Origin of the sequence: Flavobacterium lacus (genome assembly GCF_003268815.1) — a bacterium.
Classification (GTDB): domain Bacteria; phylum Bacteroidota; class Bacteroidia; order Flavobacteriales; family Flavobacteriaceae; genus Flavobacterium; species Flavobacterium lacus.
The window spans coordinates 79,122-97,766 of record NZ_QLSV01000004.1 but is presented as its reverse complement, the minus strand read 5'-3'; the positions used below and the strand labels follow the sequence as shown (position 1 = coordinate 97,766).

At 34.4% G+C, this 18,645-nt stretch carries 19 protein-coding genes; 13 read left to right on the top strand and 6 right to left on the bottom strand.

Annotated features, from left to right (window positions below):
* Positions 1-8 precede the first annotated feature (8 nt).
* Complete coding sequence (gene folP, locus B0I10_RS05025; protein ID WP_112085406.1) at positions 9-833, bottom strand: dihydropteroate synthase; 825 nt, start codon at positions 831-833, stop codon at positions 9-11.
* 85 nt (positions 834-918) lie between these two features.
* Here folP and B0I10_RS05020 point away from each other — a divergent pair, with 85 nt between their 5' ends.
* From B0I10_RS05020 to tpiA, 5 genes are all read left to right on the top strand, one after another.
* Positions 919-1,464: a DUF1599 domain-containing protein gene (locus tag B0I10_RS05020; protein WP_112085405.1), complete on the top strand. Its 546-nt coding sequence runs from the start codon at positions 919-921 to the stop codon at positions 1,462-1,464.
* Between the two features lie 38 nt (positions 1,465-1,502).
* Positions 1,503-2,609, top strand: coding sequence for a BT_3928 family protein (locus tag B0I10_RS05015; protein WP_112085404.1), 1,107 nt, complete (start codon positions 1,503-1,505; stop codon positions 2,607-2,609).
* A 4-nt stretch (positions 2,610-2,613) separates the two neighbouring features.
* A complete protein-coding gene (locus B0I10_RS05010) occupies positions 2,614-3,687 on the top strand; it encodes an ABC transporter permease (protein WP_394336179.1) in 1,074 nt (357 codons plus the stop codon).
* A gap of 80 nt (positions 3,688-3,767) precedes the next feature.
* Positions 3,768-4,268, top strand: coding sequence for a TlpA family protein disulfide reductase (locus B0I10_RS05005; protein ID WP_112085402.1), 501 nt, complete (start codon positions 3,768-3,770; stop codon positions 4,266-4,268).
* Complete coding sequence (gene tpiA, locus B0I10_RS05000) at positions 4,268-5,023, top strand: triose-phosphate isomerase (protein ID WP_112085401.1); 756 nt, start codon at positions 4,268-4,270, stop codon at positions 5,021-5,023. Before B0I10_RS05005 ends, tpiA begins: the two co-directional genes overlap by 1 nt.
* 69 nt (positions 5,024-5,092) lie before the next feature.
* Here the strand turns inward: tpiA and rho are convergent, their stop codons facing one another.
* Positions 5,093-6,808: a transcription termination factor Rho gene (gene rho, locus B0I10_RS04995; RefSeq protein ID WP_112085400.1), complete on the bottom strand. Its 1,716-nt coding sequence runs from the start codon at positions 6,806-6,808 to the stop codon at positions 5,093-5,095.
* A gap of 175 nt (positions 6,809-6,983) precedes the next feature.
* Here rho and B0I10_RS04990 point away from each other — a divergent pair, with 175 nt between their 5' ends.
* The 4 genes from B0I10_RS04990 to B0I10_RS04975 all read left to right on the top strand — a co-directional run bounded on the left by B0I10_RS04990 (position 6,984) and on the right by B0I10_RS04975 (position 10,303).
* Entirely contained in the window at positions 6,984-7,397 is a 414-nt protein-coding gene (locus tag B0I10_RS04990) for a DUF4293 domain-containing protein (protein WP_112085399.1), read from the top strand.
* Between the two features lie 185 nt (positions 7,398-7,582).
* Entirely contained in the window at positions 7,583-8,245 is a 663-nt protein-coding gene (locus B0I10_RS04985; RefSeq protein WP_112085398.1) for a response regulator, read from the top strand.
* A gap of 2 nt (positions 8,246-8,247) precedes the next feature.
* A complete protein-coding gene (locus tag B0I10_RS04980) occupies positions 8,248-8,559 on the top strand; it encodes a hypothetical protein (RefSeq protein WP_112085397.1) in 312 nt (103 codons plus the stop codon).
* The gene (locus tag B0I10_RS04975) at positions 8,552-10,303 is read left to right on the top strand and encodes a sensor histidine kinase (protein ID WP_112085396.1); all 1,752 of its coding nucleotides are present in this window, start codon (positions 8,552-8,554) and stop codon (positions 10,301-10,303) included. The genes B0I10_RS04980 and B0I10_RS04975 overlap by 8 nt, the downstream gene beginning before the upstream one ends.
* Here the strand turns inward: B0I10_RS04975 and B0I10_RS04970 are convergent.
* The gene (locus B0I10_RS04970; RefSeq protein ID WP_112085395.1) at positions 10,297-10,797 is read right to left on the bottom strand and encodes a metallophosphoesterase family protein; all 501 of its coding nucleotides are present in this window, start codon (positions 10,795-10,797) and stop codon (positions 10,297-10,299) included. The two genes, B0I10_RS04975 and B0I10_RS04970, sit on opposite strands and share 7 nt — an antisense overlap.
* 185 nt (positions 10,798-10,982) lie before the next feature.
* Here B0I10_RS04970 and truA point away from each other — a divergent pair, with 185 nt between their 5' ends.
* The 4 genes from truA (at position 10,983) to B0I10_RS04950 (ending at position 15,692) form a co-directional block, all read left to right on the top strand.
* Positions 10,983-11,723 carry a tRNA pseudouridine(38-40) synthase TruA gene (gene truA / locus B0I10_RS04965; RefSeq protein ID WP_112085394.1) on the top strand — a complete coding sequence of 247 codons (741 nt, stop codon included), beginning with the start codon at positions 10,983-10,985 and terminating at the stop codon, positions 11,721-11,723.
* A complete protein-coding gene (locus B0I10_RS04960) occupies positions 11,720-13,468 on the top strand; it encodes an ABC transporter ATP-binding protein (protein ID WP_112085393.1) in 1,749 nt (582 codons plus the stop codon). Before truA ends, B0I10_RS04960 begins: the two co-directional genes overlap by 4 nt.
* A 146-nt stretch (positions 13,469-13,614) precedes the next feature.
* A complete protein-coding gene (lpdA, locus tag B0I10_RS04955; protein WP_112085392.1) occupies positions 13,615-15,003 on the top strand; it encodes a dihydrolipoyl dehydrogenase in 1,389 nt (462 codons plus the stop codon).
* Between the two features lie 137 nt (positions 15,004-15,140).
* Entirely contained in the window at positions 15,141-15,692 is a 552-nt protein-coding gene (locus B0I10_RS04950) for a hypothetical protein (protein WP_112085574.1), read from the top strand.
* On the opposite strand, the gene B0I10_RS04945 is transcribed toward B0I10_RS04950, so the two are convergent.
* The 3 genes from B0I10_RS04945 to B0I10_RS04935 are packed head-to-tail and all read right to left on the bottom strand — an operon-like array spanning position 15,689 to position 18,625.
* The gene (locus B0I10_RS04945) at positions 15,689-16,627 is read right to left on the bottom strand and encodes an NAD(P)H-dependent flavin oxidoreductase (RefSeq protein ID WP_112085391.1); all 939 of its coding nucleotides are present in this window, start codon (positions 16,625-16,627) and stop codon (positions 15,689-15,691) included. The two genes, B0I10_RS04950 and B0I10_RS04945, sit on opposite strands and share 4 nt — an antisense overlap.
* 28 nt (positions 16,628-16,655) lie before the next feature.
* Positions 16,656-17,843 (bottom strand): tRNA 2-thiouridine(34) synthase MnmA, encoded by a 1,188-nt coding sequence (mnmA, locus tag B0I10_RS04940; protein ID WP_112085390.1) that lies wholly within the window; start codon positions 17,841-17,843, stop codon positions 16,656-16,658.
* Between the two features lie 35 nt (positions 17,844-17,878).
* Complete coding sequence (locus B0I10_RS04935) at positions 17,879-18,625, bottom strand: toxin-antitoxin system YwqK family antitoxin (RefSeq protein WP_181456896.1); 747 nt, start codon at positions 18,623-18,625, stop codon at positions 17,879-17,881.
* Between the last annotated feature and the right edge of the window lie 20 nt (positions 18,626-18,645).

The following is an 18,645-nucleotide window of genomic DNA, read 5'->3' as shown; positions in this document are numbered from 1 at the left end:
TTTTCATCTTACAAACTCATTAAAGAAAATAATTTTACACATTCTACCGCTTCTTTCACATCATGAACTCGTAAAATCGAAGCTCCTTTGGTCAACGCAATCATATTGAGTGCAGTAGTTCCGTTTAACGCTTTTTCGGGTGTTGATTCGAGCGGTTTATAAATCATTGATTTTCTGGAAACTCCGGCTAAAACTGGTAATTCTAAACTTTCAAACAATTGTAGCTTTTGCATCACTTCATAATTTTGTTCAACCGTTTTAGCAAATCCGAAACCGGGATCGATAATCAAATCATTAATTCCGAAACTTCTGGCTTGAGCAATTTTTTCAGAAAAATAGAAGAGCAATTCTTTGACGATGTCATCATATTTAGTCAAATTCATCATCGTTTGTGGCGTTCCTTTCATATGCATCATAATGTACGGAACTTGAAATTTTGCCACCATTTCCATCATTTTATCGTCTAAACTACCGGCAGAAATATCATTAATTATCGCCGCACCATTTTCAATAGAAGCTTTGGCGATTTCGCTTCTGAATGTATCAACTGAAATTATCGTAGTAGGAAATTCTTTCAAAACCGATTTCAAAATAGGAAGTAATCGACTTAATTCTTGTTCTTCCGAAACAAATTCGGCATTGGGTTTACTGGAATAAGCTCCAATATCAACAAAATCGGCACCTTCGGTCAACATCACTTCCACCCTTTTTAGAATTTCTGTTTCTTGTTGGTATCTTCCTCCGTCATAAAAAGAATTGGGTGTGACATTCAAAATCCCCATCACGCTGGGTGAAGATAAATCGATTAAATTTCCGAGACAGTTTATTAACATATCGTTTGAAAAAAGGCATTAAAAAGTAGTAACTACTTGTTTTGAAAATTGTATTTTTGAAAATCTTTACAAATATAATTCAATAATGAATAGTACATCCCAACAATATGATAAAGTAATTGCCATTTGCCGACAATTATATTGCAACAAAATGAAAGATTATGGAAGTGCTTGGCGAATTTTACGTTTGCCGTCTTTAACCGATCAGATTTTTATCAAAGCTCAACGCATCAGAAGTCTTCAGGAAAATGACGTTCGTAAAGTGCAAGAAGACGAAACGGGAGAATTTATTGGCATTATTAATTATTCCATCATGGCTTTGATTCAATTGGAAAAAGGCGTGGTCGATCAACCTGATTTAGGTTTAGAAGAAGCCACTCGTTTGTATGACGAAAAAATTGCCGAAACCAAGTCGTTAATGGAAAACAAAAACCATGATTATGGCGAAGCATGGCGAGAAATGCGTGTGAGTTCGTTGACCGATTTAATTTTACAAAAACTACTTCGCGTAAAGCAAATTGAAGATAACAAAGGTAAAACATTGGTTTCCGAAGGAATCGATGCCAACTATCAAGACATGATTAATTATGCCGTTTTTGCCTTAATTCATTTAGGTTTCCACGAAAAATAACCCACATTGCCACATTAACTAATTGACAAATTATCAACATGAAAATTATCACTCATATTTCCAGAATTTTAGTCGGATTATTATTCATCATTTCCGGATTAATTAAGCTAAACGATCCTGTTGGATTTTCATTTAAATTGGAAGAATATTTTTCAGAAGGCGTATTAAATCTCCCTTTTCTGATGCCAATTGCTTTGATGATTGCTGTTTTTGTAGTTATTTTTGAAGTGGTTTTAGGTGTGATGTTACTCATTGGTTTTAAACCTAAATTCACGGTTTGGAGTTTGTTTTTGATGATTGTATTTTTCACTTTCCTCACCTTCTACTCTGCTTATTTTAATAAAGTAACCGATTGTGGTTGTTTTGGTGATGCTTTGAAATTAACACCGTGGGAATCGTTTACAAAAGATATTGTTCTATTGGTTTTGATATTAATTTTATTGATTAATTTGAAATACATTCAACCTCTTTTTGGAAGATTACCTTTAAATTTAACAGTTCTAGTTTCTTATATTTTATGTTTGCTGATGGCTTACGCTGTATTGATGCATTTACCATTTATTGATTTTAGAGCTTATGCCGTGGGAACCAACATTCAAAAAGGAATGGAAATTCCGGCCGGTGCTCAAATGTCGGAATATGAAATGATTTTTATTTACAAAGTGAATGGTGTAGATACCGAATTTTCACAAGCCGATGTGATGGCCACTAAAGTGCCTGAAACCGCTGAATTTGTAGATCGAAAAGATAAATTAATTAAACAAGGCTATGTTCCGCCAATCCATGATTTTACAATAGAATTGGACGGAAGCGATTATACGGAAGATATGTTGAATGAGCCAAAATTAATCATGCTTATTTCGTACGATTTAACGAAAGCAGAAAAGGGTGGTTTAAATCAATTGGAAGATTTTTACCAGAAAGCAACTAAAAAAGGCTATAAAGTGATTGGAATGACTTCTTCAGACAAATCGATTATTGACCAAATTAAAGCCGAATATAAATTGAGTTTTGATTATTATTTCTGTGATGCAACTACCTTAAAAACAATTGAAAGAGCCAATCCCAGTATTGTTGTTTTAGAAAAAGGAACAATTGTAGAAAAGAAGCATTTTAACGATATTGACAAAGTAAATCTCAACTAACTTGATTCGCTATTTGCTATATAAAATCGGTTACGCTTTACTTACACTTTTTGGTGTAATTACGGTTATTTTTATTCTATTTACGATACTTCCGGGTGATCCGGCAAGAATGATGTTAGATCAAAATGAAAATTCGGAGCAATTGGCAATAGTTAAGAAAAAGTATGGTTTTGATAAACCGATTTCAACTCAATACCTGTATTATTTGAATGATTTGTCACCTATTTCTTTTCATAGTTCAAATCAGGAAGATTATACTTTTTTATCGGAAGGAAAATACAATGCTTTTCAATTAGTTCAATTAGGAAATACGACTACTGTTCTAAAAACACCATATTTAAGAGAAAGTTTTCAAAAGAGTGGTAAAAAAGTTACGGATGTCATCGGGAATACCTTGCCCAATACATTTATTCTTGCTCTATTTGCTATTGTCATTGCTATTGTCATTGGTATTTTTTTGGGAATCATTTCAGCACTTTATAAAGACACGTTGTTAGATCGCTTTATTGCTCTAATCAGCACCTTAGGCATGAGCGTTCCATCGTTTTTTAGTGCAATTTTATTTGCTTGGTTATTCGGATTTGTGTTGCACAATTACACCGGACTCAATATGACGGGAAGTTTATATGAAGTGGATGATTTTGGTGAAGGAAGTTATATTCAATGGAAAAACATTATTCTTCCGGCAATAGTTTTGGGAATTCGTCCGCTGGGCGTAGTGATTCAGTTGATGCGAAATTCATTATTAGAAACATTTGGACAAGATTATATCAGAACTGCCAAAGCGAAAGGATTGAATTCGTATCAAATTATTAAAAATCACGCATTAAAAAATTCGCTAAATCCTGTCGTTACAGCCATTTCTGGATGGTTTGCTTCGATGTTGGCCGGAGCCGTTTTTGTAGAATATATTTTCGGATGGAACGGTCTCGGGAAAGAAATTGTGGAAGCGTTAAACAACTTAGATTTGCCTGTAATTATGGGTTCTGTAATCGTAATTGCTACTACCTTTGTGGTAATTAATATTTTGGTGGATTTGGTTTATGCCTATTTAGATCCAAAAATCAGGATAAGCTAAAACGTTTTCGGTTTTAATTAGGACTTTTTTGGGATTTCATTTCCTGAGTTATCGTAAATTTGTGTGATAAAAATTAAATTATGAAAAAAATAATAGTGTCTTTTTTTGTTGCGTTGGGATTATTTTCTTGCTCAAATGCACAAAAAACTGAATTTTCAAAAGAAGCTTTAGCCGATAAAATGTTGTCTGTGGACGGAACTGAATTAGCTTTTTCCGACATCCTAAAAAAATACGAAGGCAAAACCGTTGTGATTGATGTTTGGGCCTCTTGGTGTCCGGATTGTATCAAAGGAATGCCAAAAGTAGAAGCGTTACAAAAAGAATTTCCTGAAGCTGTTTATTTATTTTTATCGTATGACAAAACGCCTGAAAGTTGGGCAAAAGGAATTGAAAAATATGCGGTAAATGGTGAACATTATTTAATTTTATCCAAATGGAAAGGCGGAAAGTTTAGTAATTCAATTGATTTAGATTGGATTCCGCGTTACATCGTTCTGGATAAAACAGGAAAAATTGCTTTGTACAGAGCCATCGAAGCAGATGATGAAAAATTGATATCGACCATAAAAAACCTTAACTAATGAGACAAAAAATCGTTGCAGGAAACTGGAAAATGCATAAAAATGCAGAAGAAACCGAAGATTTATTAAACGAATTAATCAACAAAATTCCAACCGATATTGAGCAAAGAGTAATTGTTGCTCCAACGTTTGTAAATCTATCTGCTGCGGCTGATCACTTGGAATTCACCAATATTGAAGTGGCGGCACAAAATATGCATCAAGCGGAAGCCGGTGCTTTTACTGGCGAAATTTCCGCTTCTATGTTAAAAAGTGTTGGTGTTAATATCGTGATTTTAGGTCATTCTGAACGAAGAGCCTATTTTCATGAAACCGATGCCTTGCTTGCCAATAAAGTAGATACCGCTTTGAAACATGAAATGGAAGTCATTTTCTGTTTTGGCGAAGAGTTAAAAGACCGTCAATCTGGTCAACAGTTTAATGTAGTAGAAAACCAATTAAAAGATGGTTTATTTCATTTAGAAGCCTCGGCGTGGAAGAATATTATATTGGCTTATGAACCTGTCTGGGCGATTGGAACAGGTGAAACGGCCTCTCCTGAACAAGCTCAGGAAATGCACGAATTCATTCGTGGCATCATCAATAAAAATTTTGGTAATAACGTTTCAGACACTGTTTCCATTTTATATGGCGGAAGCGTTAAACCTGAAAACGCGAACGAAATTTTCTCAAAACCCGATGTGGATGGTGGTTTGATTGGAGGAGCTGCTTTAAAAAGTGATGATTTTACTAAAATTGTTTTGGCCGCAAACTAATCATTTGAAAATAAAGTAAAAAAAAGTCGTCTGGTTAGACGACTTTTTCTGTTATTTATGTACATACAATTACCCATTATTCATCGAAATCAAAAACTCTTCGTTGTTTCGGGTTTTCTTAAATCGGTCATTGATAAAATCCATTGCTTCCACCGGATTCATATCGGCTAAATATTTTCGCATGATCCACATACGTTGAATGGTGTTCTCGTCTAATAACAAATCGTCTCGACGTGTGCTTGAAGATGTTAAATCAATCGCAGGGAAAATACGTTTATTCGAAATTTTTCTATCCAATTGAAGTTCCATGTTACCGGTTCCTTTGAATTCTTCAAAAATAACTTCGTCCATTTTCGAACCTGTTTCAGTAAGAGCCGTTGCAATAATACTTAAAGAACCACCATTTTCGATGTTTCGGGCAGCTCCAAAGAAACGTTTTGGTTTTTGTAAAGCATTAGCATCAACCCCACCACTTAATACTTTTCCTGACGCCGGCTGAACCGTGTTATAAGCTCTGGCCAAACGTGTAATCGAATCTAATAAAATCACCACATCATGACCACATTCTACCAAACGTTTTGCTTTTTCTAAAACAATGTTGGCGACTTTAACGTGGCGATCGGCTGGTTCATCAAACGTAGAAGCGATTACTTCACCACGCACATTACGTTGCATGTCGGTTACCTCTTCCGGGCGTTCATCTATCAATAAAACGATTAAATATACTTCAGGATGGTTGGCGGCAATAGTGTTGGCAATATCCTTCAACAACATGGTTTTACCGGTTTTGGGTTGAGCGACAATCATTCCGCGTTGCCCTTTTCCTATCGGAGAAAATAAATCGATAATTCGAGTTGAAACGGTAGCTTGTTTTTCGGCTAATTTGAATTTTTCCTGTGGAAAAATAGGTGTTAAATGTTCAAACGAAACACGGTCTCTCACCACTTGAGGATCATGACCATTGATTTTTAAAACTTTTACCAAAGGGAAAAACTTCTCTCCCTCTTTCGGTGGTCGAACCACACCTTTTACTGTATCTCCGGTTTTTAAACCAAATAAACGAATTTGTGACGTGGAAAGATAAATATCATCCGGAGAAGCCAAATAATTGTAATCGGAAGAACGCAAAAAACCATAGCCATCGGGCATCATTTCTAAAACACCTTCACTTTCAATAATTCCGTCAAACTCATAATCGGCATCCCGATAGTTCGTTTTTTTGTTTTTGAAGTTTGGGTTTTGGTTTCCGTTTCCATTGCCATTTTGATGCTTTTGAAAAGGCTGGTTTTGCTGACGCTGCGGTTGATTTTCTTGAGTGGAAGGCTGATTATCATCGTTTGAAGCAGGCGGTAGAGCTTCTGAAGATTCAGTTACTTCAGACTGTTCCTGATTCTTTTTAAAGACTTTTTTCTCAAACTTTGATTTTACAAACTTAACCGGTCTTTGATTATTTTTTGAATCTTCTGTCGATTCGTTTGAATCCGGGGGTTTTTCTACAAGAGTTGGTTTTTCAACTTCAACAATTTTAGTTATGTCCGGTTCAGAAAACAAAGTAGAAACTTGTTCTTTACTCTCTTTAGGAGCAATAATTCGGGCTCTTTTGTTTTTTGATTCAGGTTCTGAAGGCGATTTTTTTTCAGAATTAGAGGCACTGTTTTGTGTTTCAATAATTTTTTGAATTAAATCGTCTTTTTTTACGCCGTTGAATTTTATTGTTTTGGCTGCTTTCGCAATTTCTTGAAGCTCAGAAAGCTTCATTTCTTTTAATACAGAAATTTCAAACATGAATGTTCTATGATGTTAATTTTTAGTCGGAAAATGCTATGAGGTACACTATAAATATTTTATCTGCTGTAATGAAGAAAAAACAGATTTACATTGCAATATTACAAATATTTTTTAATAAACAATAGCATTTATTAAAAAAGAAAATATATTTTTGCTGAGTTAATACAAAAGCATGTTACAAAGAATACAATCTGTGTACCTACTGGGTGCCTTTCTATGTTCAGGGATTTTGCCTTTTTTTCTTCCTTTATGGTTTGATGAAAATGGTTTTCCCTATTTTTTTCAAGGAGATTTACCTATTTCAATATTGTTTGGATTTAGTGCTTTATTGTCTGTATTAGCAATTGTCTCTTACCGAAAAAGACAACATCAATTTGTGCTTTCACGATTGAATATGATATTAAATATAATTTTATTGCTATTATTTGTTTTGTATGCCCCAAAATTATCTGGAGACCCTTATGTGTCGAAGAAGGGTATTGGGCTAGTTCTTCCTTTACTTTCTATTATTTTTTTAGCGTTAGCCAATATCGCTATTCAAAAGGATGAAAAGCTCGTAAAATCGTCGGGCAGACTGCGTAAATAATACTGTAAACTTAGTTTATTTTAGTGCGTTAAAAATCCGAGCCAATAGGTTCGGATTTTTTTTTCTAACTGATTTTTTTATCTGTATTTAAAAACCATTTTTAAATTACCTGTGAAATTGAAAATATTAGTATTTTTTTCTACATTTGGTATTAACTAATTTTTATATACAAATTATAAAACCACATGTCTGAAAAAATAAGAATTCATTTGGCCGATGATCACCAGGTTTTGATTGATGGAATGCTTGCCGTGCTCAAAACGAATTCAAAGTTTGAAGTTGTAGGCCATTCGTTAAATGGTTTAGACTTAGTGAAAAACATAGTTTCAAATGGTGCTGACATCTTAATTATGGATATAAATATGCCTCATAAAGATGGTATAGAAGTGCTCAAAGAGCTTTCGGAAACAGAACATAGTTGCCGAGTAATCATTTTATCGAGCTATGACGACCTCAAATTAATCAAAGAGGTTCTGAAATTAGGTGCCAACGGTTATCTTTCGAAACAATGTGCCGGCGAAAGCATCATAGAAGCCATTGAAAGTGTGGCAGCAGGCAAAGATTATTTTTCTCAAAATATTCAAGAAAAAATTTTCAGTTCATTTTCTGGAAACGGAGCCGAAAATATTACCAATGAAATCACAATTAAGTCAGCATTAACCGATAGAGAACTTGAGATTTTAAAACTTATTTCATTAGAATATAGCGGTAAAGAAATTGGTGAAGAACTATGTATCAGTTTAAATACTGTAGAAACACATCGTAAAAATTTAATCAAAAAACTAAACGTTAAAAATACAATTGGGATCGTAAAATTTGCAATCAAAAATAATTTAATCAAACAATAATTATGGAACTTTTAGGCACTTATTCAACAGCAAGAATTAATACAAACAGTTATAATTTAACCTATAGCTTTCCAGACAACTGTAATGCCGTTGTTAGTAATAAAGAAGGTGTTTATTGCGTAACAATAAATTTTAAAAAAGGACAAACAAAGCCTTCTTCCAATTATATTTCAGATAACGTAATTTGTGAAGACTACAATGGCGTTATAGAAATCCAATTTGTGCAACAAAATTACAATCCAATTGGAAATGGCGATGATAATGGAAATGGAACTTCAACTAAACCAAAAGTGAAAATTTATGTAAATGAATAAATTTTTAATTTATATCTTTTTTTTATTATTTTCTGTATCAATAGCTTTCAGCCAATCTAAAGTTGACTCGATTGATTATTATACTGAAAAAAAAGAGCTAATTAAGGCTCTTAACTATGCAACAAAAATATCTGATAATTATTTAGCTCAAAAAAAATATCAACCTTTTTGTAAAATTTCAGTCAGAAAATCTAAGCTTTTTGGCAAACTTAATGATCATGAAAAAGTACTGGTCACACTTTATAAAGCTCTTTCTATTTCAGAAAAAAACAAAGTGAAAGGTAGAGCAGAAATAATTGAGCAAATTGCAACTCGCTACTCTATGGTAAGTGATTCTTCCAAAGCATTCAAAAATTATTACAAAGCCAAACACATTGCTTTATTTGAAAAAGATACAGCATCATTAATTCATATTTACCATAACCTATTTAGGTTACATACTACCAAAAGAATTGATAGTTCATATATTTACATGAAAAAGAAGTTTGAATTGGACAAAAAAACCAACTCAACAAGTGGATTATCAATTAGTTATAACAATCATTTTGCTTACTACAATATAATTAATGAGCTTGATATGGCCAAATCCTATTTAGACAGTAGCTATAATTTTGCAATAAAAAATGATAATAAAAAATTAATTATTTCTGCATTAAGTAATTACGGTTACTACTATATGGAATATGAAAATGATTTTAAAAAAGGAGCTGAAACGTACGAAAAAATTAAAAAAGAATACAAAGATGATTTATCAACATATGATTATGTTGACTTACACCGTAATTTAGTGTATGCTTATGAACAAATGGGTGAATATCATAAGGCTAATTTTAATAGTTCTTTGGCTTATGATTATAGTCAAAAATTATACAATGAAAACCTAAGCGATAAAATTCGCGAAATTGAAACCAAATACAACATTGATAAAGTTGAAGACGAATACAAAGAAAAATCGAAACTACTTGAAGAAAGACAAAGCCGAAACAAAAAAATCATTTTTATTTTTGTGGCTTTATTTGGATTTAGTTTAGTGCTTTTTTACTTTTTTTACCAAAACTTACAATTAAAACAACGCAATAAAATTAAAGAATTGGATAGTGAAATTCAGGAGAACATTATTAACGCTTCCATTGATGGGCAGGAAATTGAACGAAAAAAACTATCCGAAGTTCTACACGATAATATTAGTGCTTTGCTATCTTCTGCCAGTCTACATCTTTCTGCCTATTTAGTGGGTCATAAAGACGAAATTCCCGAAGAAATTGTGAAAGCAAGATCACTTTTAAAAGAAGCCCATGATCAGGTTCGCGATTTATCTCATGAATTAGTTCCGCCCGTTTTAACCAAATTAGGATTGTATCATGCCGTGCAAGATTTATGTGAAAAAAATTCAAATTCTATTATTACTTTCACATTTAATTATTTTGATTCTAACCAAAAAAGGTACAATGAAGAATTTGAAACGAAAGTGTACTTCATTATAACGGAGCTAATCAATAACATTGTAAAACACAGTCAAGCAACTAGTGGTTATATAACACTTGAAGAACGAAATAATCAAATTATTATTAACGTAGAAGACAATGGAAAGGGATTTGACAGCACAAAAACCTATAATAGTGACGGTTTTGGACTAACGCAAATTAAAGCTCGTGTTAAAAATTTAAAAGGAAAGATTACCATCAATTCTAAACTGAATGCGGGAACGTTAGTTTACATCAAATTACACATTCCAAATCAGTAAGCCTTCTTTTCCATTTCAATAATTTCCAACGCTTTAATTTGCTCTCCGTCAATTTCAAATCGTAGCATCGTTCGTACTTGATGAAATCCGTGTATTCCGGCTGCTCCCGGATTCATGTGTAATAAATTCAACACTTTATCAAATTGTACTTTTAAAATATGTGAATGTCCACAGATGAATAATTTTGGAGGATTGTTTTTGAGTTCTTCCCAAATGGCTTGATTATATTTTCCGGGGTAACCACCAATATGTGTAATTAAAACCTCCACCCCTTCACAAAAAAAGCGATTGTTCAACGGAAATTCCATCCGAGCTTTGTCGTTATCAATATTGCCATAAACTGCCCGAAGCGGTTTGAGTTTTTTAATTTCATCGGTCACTGTCAAATCACCAATATCTCCGGCATGCCAAACTTCATCAGCTAAACGGATATACTTGAGGATTTTTTCATCTATAAAACTATGTGTATCAGAAAGAAGAAGAATTTTTGTCAATTTTTATATTTTTTGTCACTAAGACACGAAGATACGAAGAGAAAATTGAGCAGAATTTTTTATTTTGAAATAAATTCCAATTACCTTTTAGCAATTACCCATTACCTTTAAAAAAGTTTAACGTAAAATTATATCCTTCGTAAATTTGATACAATTTCAATTCAATTATCTTTGTAGATTGAAATATGAGATACTTTATCAAACTGGCATACAACGGAACCAACTACCACGGGTGGCAAACGCAGCCCAATGCAGTATCTGTTCAAGAAACAGTAGAAAAAGCACTTTCTCTTTTACTTAAGAATAAAATTGAAATTGTGGCTGCCGGTCGCACTGACTCAGGAGTTCATGCTAAAGAAATGTTTGCTCATTTTGATTTTGAAGAAACCATTGATGGTGCTTATTGGATTCCTAAATTGAATTCATACCTCCCAAAAGACATCGTAATCTATTCCATTTTTGAAGTGAATGCCGAAGCTCATGCTCGCTTTGATGCCATTGAAAGAACCTATGAATACCTTATTCATTCTACCAAAAATGCTTTTATTAACGAATTAAGTTTTTATCATTTTTATCCATTAAATGTGGAAAAAATGAACGAAGCCGCAAAAATAGTAGTGGAATACAGCGATTTTGAATGTTTTTCAAAAGTAAACACCGATGTTTTTACCTTTAATTGCAAAATAAAAAAAGCCGTTTGGGAACAAAAAGAAAATCAATTAGTTTTTACGATAACTGCTGATCGTTTTTTGCGAAATATGGTGCGAGCTATCGTGGGAACTATGATTAACATTGGTCAAGGAAAAATTGAACCGGAACACCTTCGAACCATCATCGAAAGTAAAAACCGGAGTCAAGCCGGATTTTCTGCCCCGGCACACGCACTCTATTTAACCCAAATTTTATATCCATACAGCACAGAATGAAAGCATTTGACACTCAATTATTCAAACGGATTTTATTCTACACAAAACCCTATCAATGGCGTTTTAAAAGTGTTATATTTTGGGCAATCGGACTTTCGGTTTTTGCAGCACTACGCCCCTATTTATTAAAAAACACTATCGATGATTACATTAAAACCCATGACGGAAATGGCTTGATGTTTTATATTGTATTGATGGGAATCGTATTAATTCTTGAAGTACTGTCTCAGTTTTACTTTGTCTATTGGGCCAATTGGTTAGGGCAAGACATTGTTCGCGACATCAGAATTAAACTTTTTGACCATATGCTTCGGTTTAAAATGAAATACTACGACCATTCGCCGGTTGGTCAATTGGTTACCCGATCTGTTTCGGATATTGAAGCGATTGCACGTATTTTCAGTCAAGGATTATTCATGATTATCAGTGATTTAATGAAAATGGTCGCTGTTATTTTTGTGATGTTTTTTATGAATTGGAAACTTTCCTGGATTGCTATTTTGGCCATGCCTGTGTTAATTTATGCCACACGGATTTTTCAATTAAAAATGAAATCGGCTTTTGAGGAAGTGCGAACGCAAGTGGCTAACATCAATACGTTTGTACAGGAACGAGTAACCGGAATGAAAATTGTTCAACTTTTTTCAAGAGAGCAAATTGAATATGAAAAATTCAAATCCATCAACGACAAACATAACAAAGCTTGGATAAAAACAGTTTGGTATAACTCGATTTTCTTTCCTATTGCCGATTTGGTTACCTATTTCACATTGGCTTTAGTGGTTTATTTTGGCGGACTTTCGCTAATTGGTGGCGATACCACAACTACTTTTGGAGATTTATTTACGTATACGATGTTGATTGGAATGTTATTCAATCCGCTCCGACAAATCGCTGATAAATTCAATGAGATGCAAATGGGGATGATTGCCGCCAATCGTGTTTTTGCCATTTTGGATATTCAAGACCAAGTTCAGGAAAACGGTACGATTGATGCTCCACATTTTGAAGGAAAATTGTCGTTTCAAGAAGTGCGATTTGGTTACATCAAAGATGAAGAAGTCATAAAAGGAATCAATTTGGAAGTAAATCCCGGCGAAACTATTGCTATTGTAGGATCAACCGGAGCAGGAAAATCTACTATTATCAACTTATTGAATCGATTTTACGAAATTAATAGCGGAACCATTTCCATCGATGGAACAAACATTAACGAATTTGAATTGCAAAGTCTCAGAAAACAAATTGCCGTAGTTTTGCAAGATGTATTTTTGTTTGCCGATACGATTCTAAATAACATCACACTCGATAATCCTGAAATCACAAGAGAAGATGTGATTGAAGCGGCCAAAAAAATTGGTGTAGATGAATTCATTATGACTTTACCAAACGGCTATGATTATAATGTAAAAGAACGCGGCGTGATGCTTTCATCCGGTCAACGACAATTGATTGCTTTCTTACGGGCGTATGTGAGTAACCCAAGTATTTTAATTTTGGATGAAGCCACCTCGTCAATTGATACCTATTCAGAAGAATTAATTCAGCGAGCTACCGAAAAAATAACCAAAGGAAGAACTTCCATAGTCATTGCTCACCGCTTAGCAACCGTTGTGAATGCTGATAAAATTATTGTAATGGATAAAGGAAAAATCGTCGAACAAGGCACGCATGCTGAACTATTAGAAAACGAAAAAGGTTTTTATAAAAATTTATACGATTCACAGTTTGTAACAGAACATTAAAAGTTGTCCGCTGTCGGTGATCCGCCATCAGAAAACAGACAACGGATAACTGACAACAGCTAACCGAAAACTGTCTTCAAAAAACTTTTTAAAAACATATTTAATCCTTAAATTCGCAATCTGTAATTACGAAAATTCAAAAGAAAATGAAATACGATATTATTGTTTTAGGTAGTGGTCCCGGTGGATATGTAACAGCCATTCGTGCCTCACAATTGGGCTTTAAAGTAGCCATCATTGAAAAAGAAAATTTAGGCGGCGTGTGTTTAAATTGGGGATGTATCCCAACCAAAGCACTGCTAAAATCGGCTCAAGTGTTTGAATACCTAAAACATGCTTCCGATTACGGATTAATCGTTAAGGAATTTGATAAAGACTTTGGAGCCGTAATCAACCGAAGCCGTGGCGTAGCAGACGGAATGAGTAAAGGCGTTCAATTTTTGATGAAAAAAAATAAAATTGATGTGATTGAAGGTTTTGGTAAAGTAAAACCAGGAAAAAAAATTGATGTAACTGCTGCTGATGGAAAAGTAACCGAATACAGTGCCGACAGTATCATTATTGCTACTGGAGCTCGTTCCCGTGAATTGCCAAACTTACCGCAAGATGGTAAAAAAGTAATTGGTTACCGTCAAGCGATGACATTACCGGAACAACCCAAAAAGATGATCGTGGTAGGTTCAGGAGCTATTGGAGTTGAATTTGCTAGTTTTTATAACGCCATGGGAACGGAAGTAACCATTGTTGAGTTTTTGCCAACTATTGTTCCTGTAGAGGACGAAGATATTTCAAAACAATTTGAACGTTCGTTAAAAAAAGCGGGCATCACTATCATGACAAGTTCTTCTGTAGAACGAATTGATACGAGTGGAAATGGTGTAAAAGCGTATGTAAAAACAGCCAAAGGCGAAGAAGTTATTGAAGCTGATATTTTACTCTCAGCAGTAGGAATTAAAACGAACATTGAAAACATCGGTTTAGAAGAGGTTGGAATTGCCGTTGACCGCGATAAAATTTTAGTAAACGATTATTATCAAACGAATATTCCGGGTTATTATGCCATTGGCGATGTAACGCCGGGGCAAGCATTGGCTCACGTGGCTTCCGCAGAAGGAATTTTGTGTGTAGAAAAAATCGCAGGATTGCATGTTGAACCATTGGATTATGGAAACGTTCCGGGCTGTACATATGCTAGTCCAGAAATTGCTTCGGTTGGTTTAACCGAAAAACAAGCCAAAGAAAAAGGATACGAATTAAAAGTTGGTAAATTTCCGTTTACCGCTTCCGGAAAAGCAAAAGCTGCCGGAACTCCGGACGGATTTGTAAAAGTTATTTTTGATGCCAAATACGGCGAATGGTTAGGTTGTCACATGATTGGTGCCGGCGTAACCGATATGATTGCCGAAGCTGTTGTAGCTCGAAAATTAGAAACAACCGGTCACGAGATATTAAAAGCAATCCACCCTCACCCAACGATGAGTGAAGCGGTAATGGAAGCTGTGGCTGATGCGTATGGAGAAGTGATTCATTTGTAATCAAAGCATAAAATATATGAAGCCGTTCAATTTTTACTTTGAACGGCTTTTTTATGAAAAAAATCCAAATTCGAAAAAATTATATAGTAAAAATATTTTTTAATAATATATTTGCAACCGTAAGAAAAATTGGAGAAATGAAAAGAATAATTATTGTTATCGTTTTGTTTTTTAATCTTGTGGGAAATGCTCAAGATAATAGCGTTGAAAAAAATATTTTTGGCATTCAAACCGGATTCTTCGGAGTTTGGATAACGAACGAAACTCGGTTAGCAAACAAATTTAGTTTAAGGTCTGAAATTGGTATGGACTTAGGATTGGCTGTAAATTATGGCGATGATGTTACTTCGCTCTTAATTCCAACAATTCGAATGGAGCCCAGATGGCATTATAATTTAGATAAAAGAGTGGAAAAAGGTCGTTCGATAAAAAATAATAGTTCTAACTTCTTAGCGTTAAATTTTATCTATAGTCCAGATTGGTTTTACATCTCCAAAACAGATAACATAAACGTTATCAAAACAGTAGTAATCATTCCTAAATGGGCAATTAAACGTAATATTGGAAATTCCAACTTTAATTATGAAGCTGGTTTTGGAATAGGTTATGCTGTTTATCTGGAAGATTATTTTGGCGATAATGGAAGTGCTGCGGTTGATTTACATGCGAGAATTGGTTATACTTTTTAAAGCATAACAACTTCCCCCTTAGCCATTTCAAATTCTTCCATCACCGAATCAATAATTTCTTTCACCGGTTTGATATCGTGAATTAATCCCGCAATTTGACCGATTTCTAATTCCCCTTCCACTAAATCGCCTTCAAACATACCACGTTTTGCACGGGCTCTTCCTAATAACTCTTTTAATTCTTCGGGAGTTGGACATTTAGAGTACAATTCCTGAATATCATTGTAAAACTTATTTTTTATCAAGCGAACGGGAGCTAATTCTTTTAACGTAACCAACGTATCGCCTTCTTTCGTATCAATAATCGTTTGCTTAAAATCGGCATGAGCAGAACTTTCAGTGGAAGCTGCAAAACGACTTCCCATTTGAACGCCATCAGCACCTAAAATCATAGCGGCCAACATACCTCTTCCGGTTGCAATTCCGCCCGCAGCAATTAACGGAATGGAAATATTTTCCTTCACCATCGGAATTAATGTAAAGGTAGTGGTTTCTTCCCTTCCATTGTGTCCTCCGGCTTCAAAACCTTCGGCAACCACCGCATCTACTCCTGCTTCTTGAGCTTTTAAGGCAAATTTTGAACTACTTACCACATGAACTACAGTAATTCCTTTTTCCTTTAAAAAAGCGGTCCACGTTTTCGGATTTCCGGCAGATGTGAAAACGATCTTCACCCCTTCTTCCAAGATAATTTGCATGATTTCTTCAATGTTGGGATACAACATCGGTACATTTACACCAAACGGTTTGTCAGTTGCTTTTTTACATTTTTGAATATGTTCACGCAAAACATCCGGATACATCGAACCGGCTCCAATTAAGCCTAAACCACCGGCGTTGCTGACGGCACTGGCCAATTTGTAACCGCTGTTCCAAATCATTCCGCCTTGAATAATTGGGTATTGTATGTTGAAGAGAGAAGTAATTTTGTTCATGAAAATCAATTTAAAATAAAAGACCAAGTTACGAAATTACACCCGAACCTACTAATTCATCACCCACATTCCAAGCTACAAATTGTCCTTCGGTTATGGCAGATTGCGGTTCATCAAAAACAACAAACAAACCACTTTCAAATTGATGTAACGTTGCGTTTTGCAAAGCTTGACGGTAACGAATACGTGCCATCACTTCCATTGTTTCACCTCTGTTCAAACGCAAATCTTCACGAACCCAATGAATTTCATTCGGTTGAACTTTCAATGCTTTTCTGAATAATCCGGGATGAGTATGACCTTGACCAGTGTAAATTGTGTTGGTTGCAATATCAGTGGCAATGATAAATAATCCTTCTTTTGTTCCGCCTACATTCAACCCTTTTCGTTGACCGATAGTGAAATAATGAGCACCTTGATGTTTGCCCACGATTTTTCCCATACTTGGCAAATACTTGAAAGGTTGAGCATCAAAATTCAGTTGCTCTTCAATTGAATCAAAAGTTGGTTTTTGTAAAGTATAAATCGGATCATTTTTATCAATTTCGATAATAATTCCTTCTTTGGGTTGTAATTTTTGTTGTAAAAATTCCGGTAAACGTACTTTTCCAATGAAACATAAACCTTGCGAATCTTTCTTTTCGGCTGTAATTAAATCTAATTTTGAAGCAATTTCACGTACTTCCGGTTTTGTTAATTCACCAATCGGAAACAACGATTTTGCCAATTGTTCTTGCGATAATTGACATAAAAAATAGGATTGATCTTTATTATCATCTTTTCCGGCAAGCAATTGATAAATTTCTTTTCCGTCTTTTTCAAGAATTCCTTTGCGGCAATAATGCCCGGTGGCTACATAATCTGCTCCCAAAGAAAGAGCAATTTTCATGAACACATCAAATTTGATTTCGCGATTGCACAATACGTCCGGATTTGGCGTTCGACCGTTTTCGTATTCTTTGAACATATAATCCACAATACGATCTTTGTATTCTTCGCTTAAATCGACTGTTTGAAAAGGAATTCCGAGTTTTTCGGCTACCAAAAGAGCATCATTGGAATCTTCCAACCACGGACATTCGTTTGAAATCGTCACTGAATCATCATGCCAGTTTTTCATAAACAAACCGATGACTTCGTAACCTTGTTCTTTCAACAAATACGCCGCAACACTAGAATCTACCCCGCCGGAAAGTCCGACTACTACTCTTTTCATTTCAAAAATTTTTGCAAAGGTAGGGATTTCTAAAATTACTGCTTGAGTGCTTTAACTTTTCTTTTGGCTTCGCCTGCCACCGTTTTAGGTTTGGCTTTTTTCTTTTCGCTACGGTTCTCTTCTTTTACCAGTTTGTCTTTGTCATAAAACTTCCAAATTCCAACTGATTGTCCGTTTTTATATTCTCCAACCGTGTATTTTCCTCCGGCTGCTTCTCTAAAAATTGCCGGTCCGTGGTATTCGCCGTTTTTAAAATTTGTTTCTTCTAAAACGATACCGTTTTCAGCTACTTTTTTATAAGGTCCATTTTTAATTCCTTCAACATAATTTACTTCTTCTGCAATTAATCCGGTGTTATAAAATACTTTTTTTACACCATGTAATTTACCATTTTTATAATTCTCTAAATTCATAATAGTATCCGATCGAAGATGATAAAATCTCCATTCTCCTTCATGAATTTTATTTACTAATTTTCCTTCGCTTACTTTATGTTTTCCATTGAAAACAATCGTATAACATGATCCATCTTTGGCAGAAAAATCTCTTGTAGCAACGATTTTCTTCACTTTTGTATTGTCAAAAAAAGTAAAAACCCCAACTTCTTTACCATTTTTAAATTCACCTTCATATTTTGGATATTTAGTATCTTCATATACCCCTTTCCAAAGTCCGTGTTTGTTTCCTCTTTCATCAACTTGATTGATTTTGTCTTGTGCAAAAATTGCAGAGCTAATGAAAAAGATAATCAGAAGTATTTTTTTAGAAAATTGGATATTCATGGGTTTATTATTTTTTATTT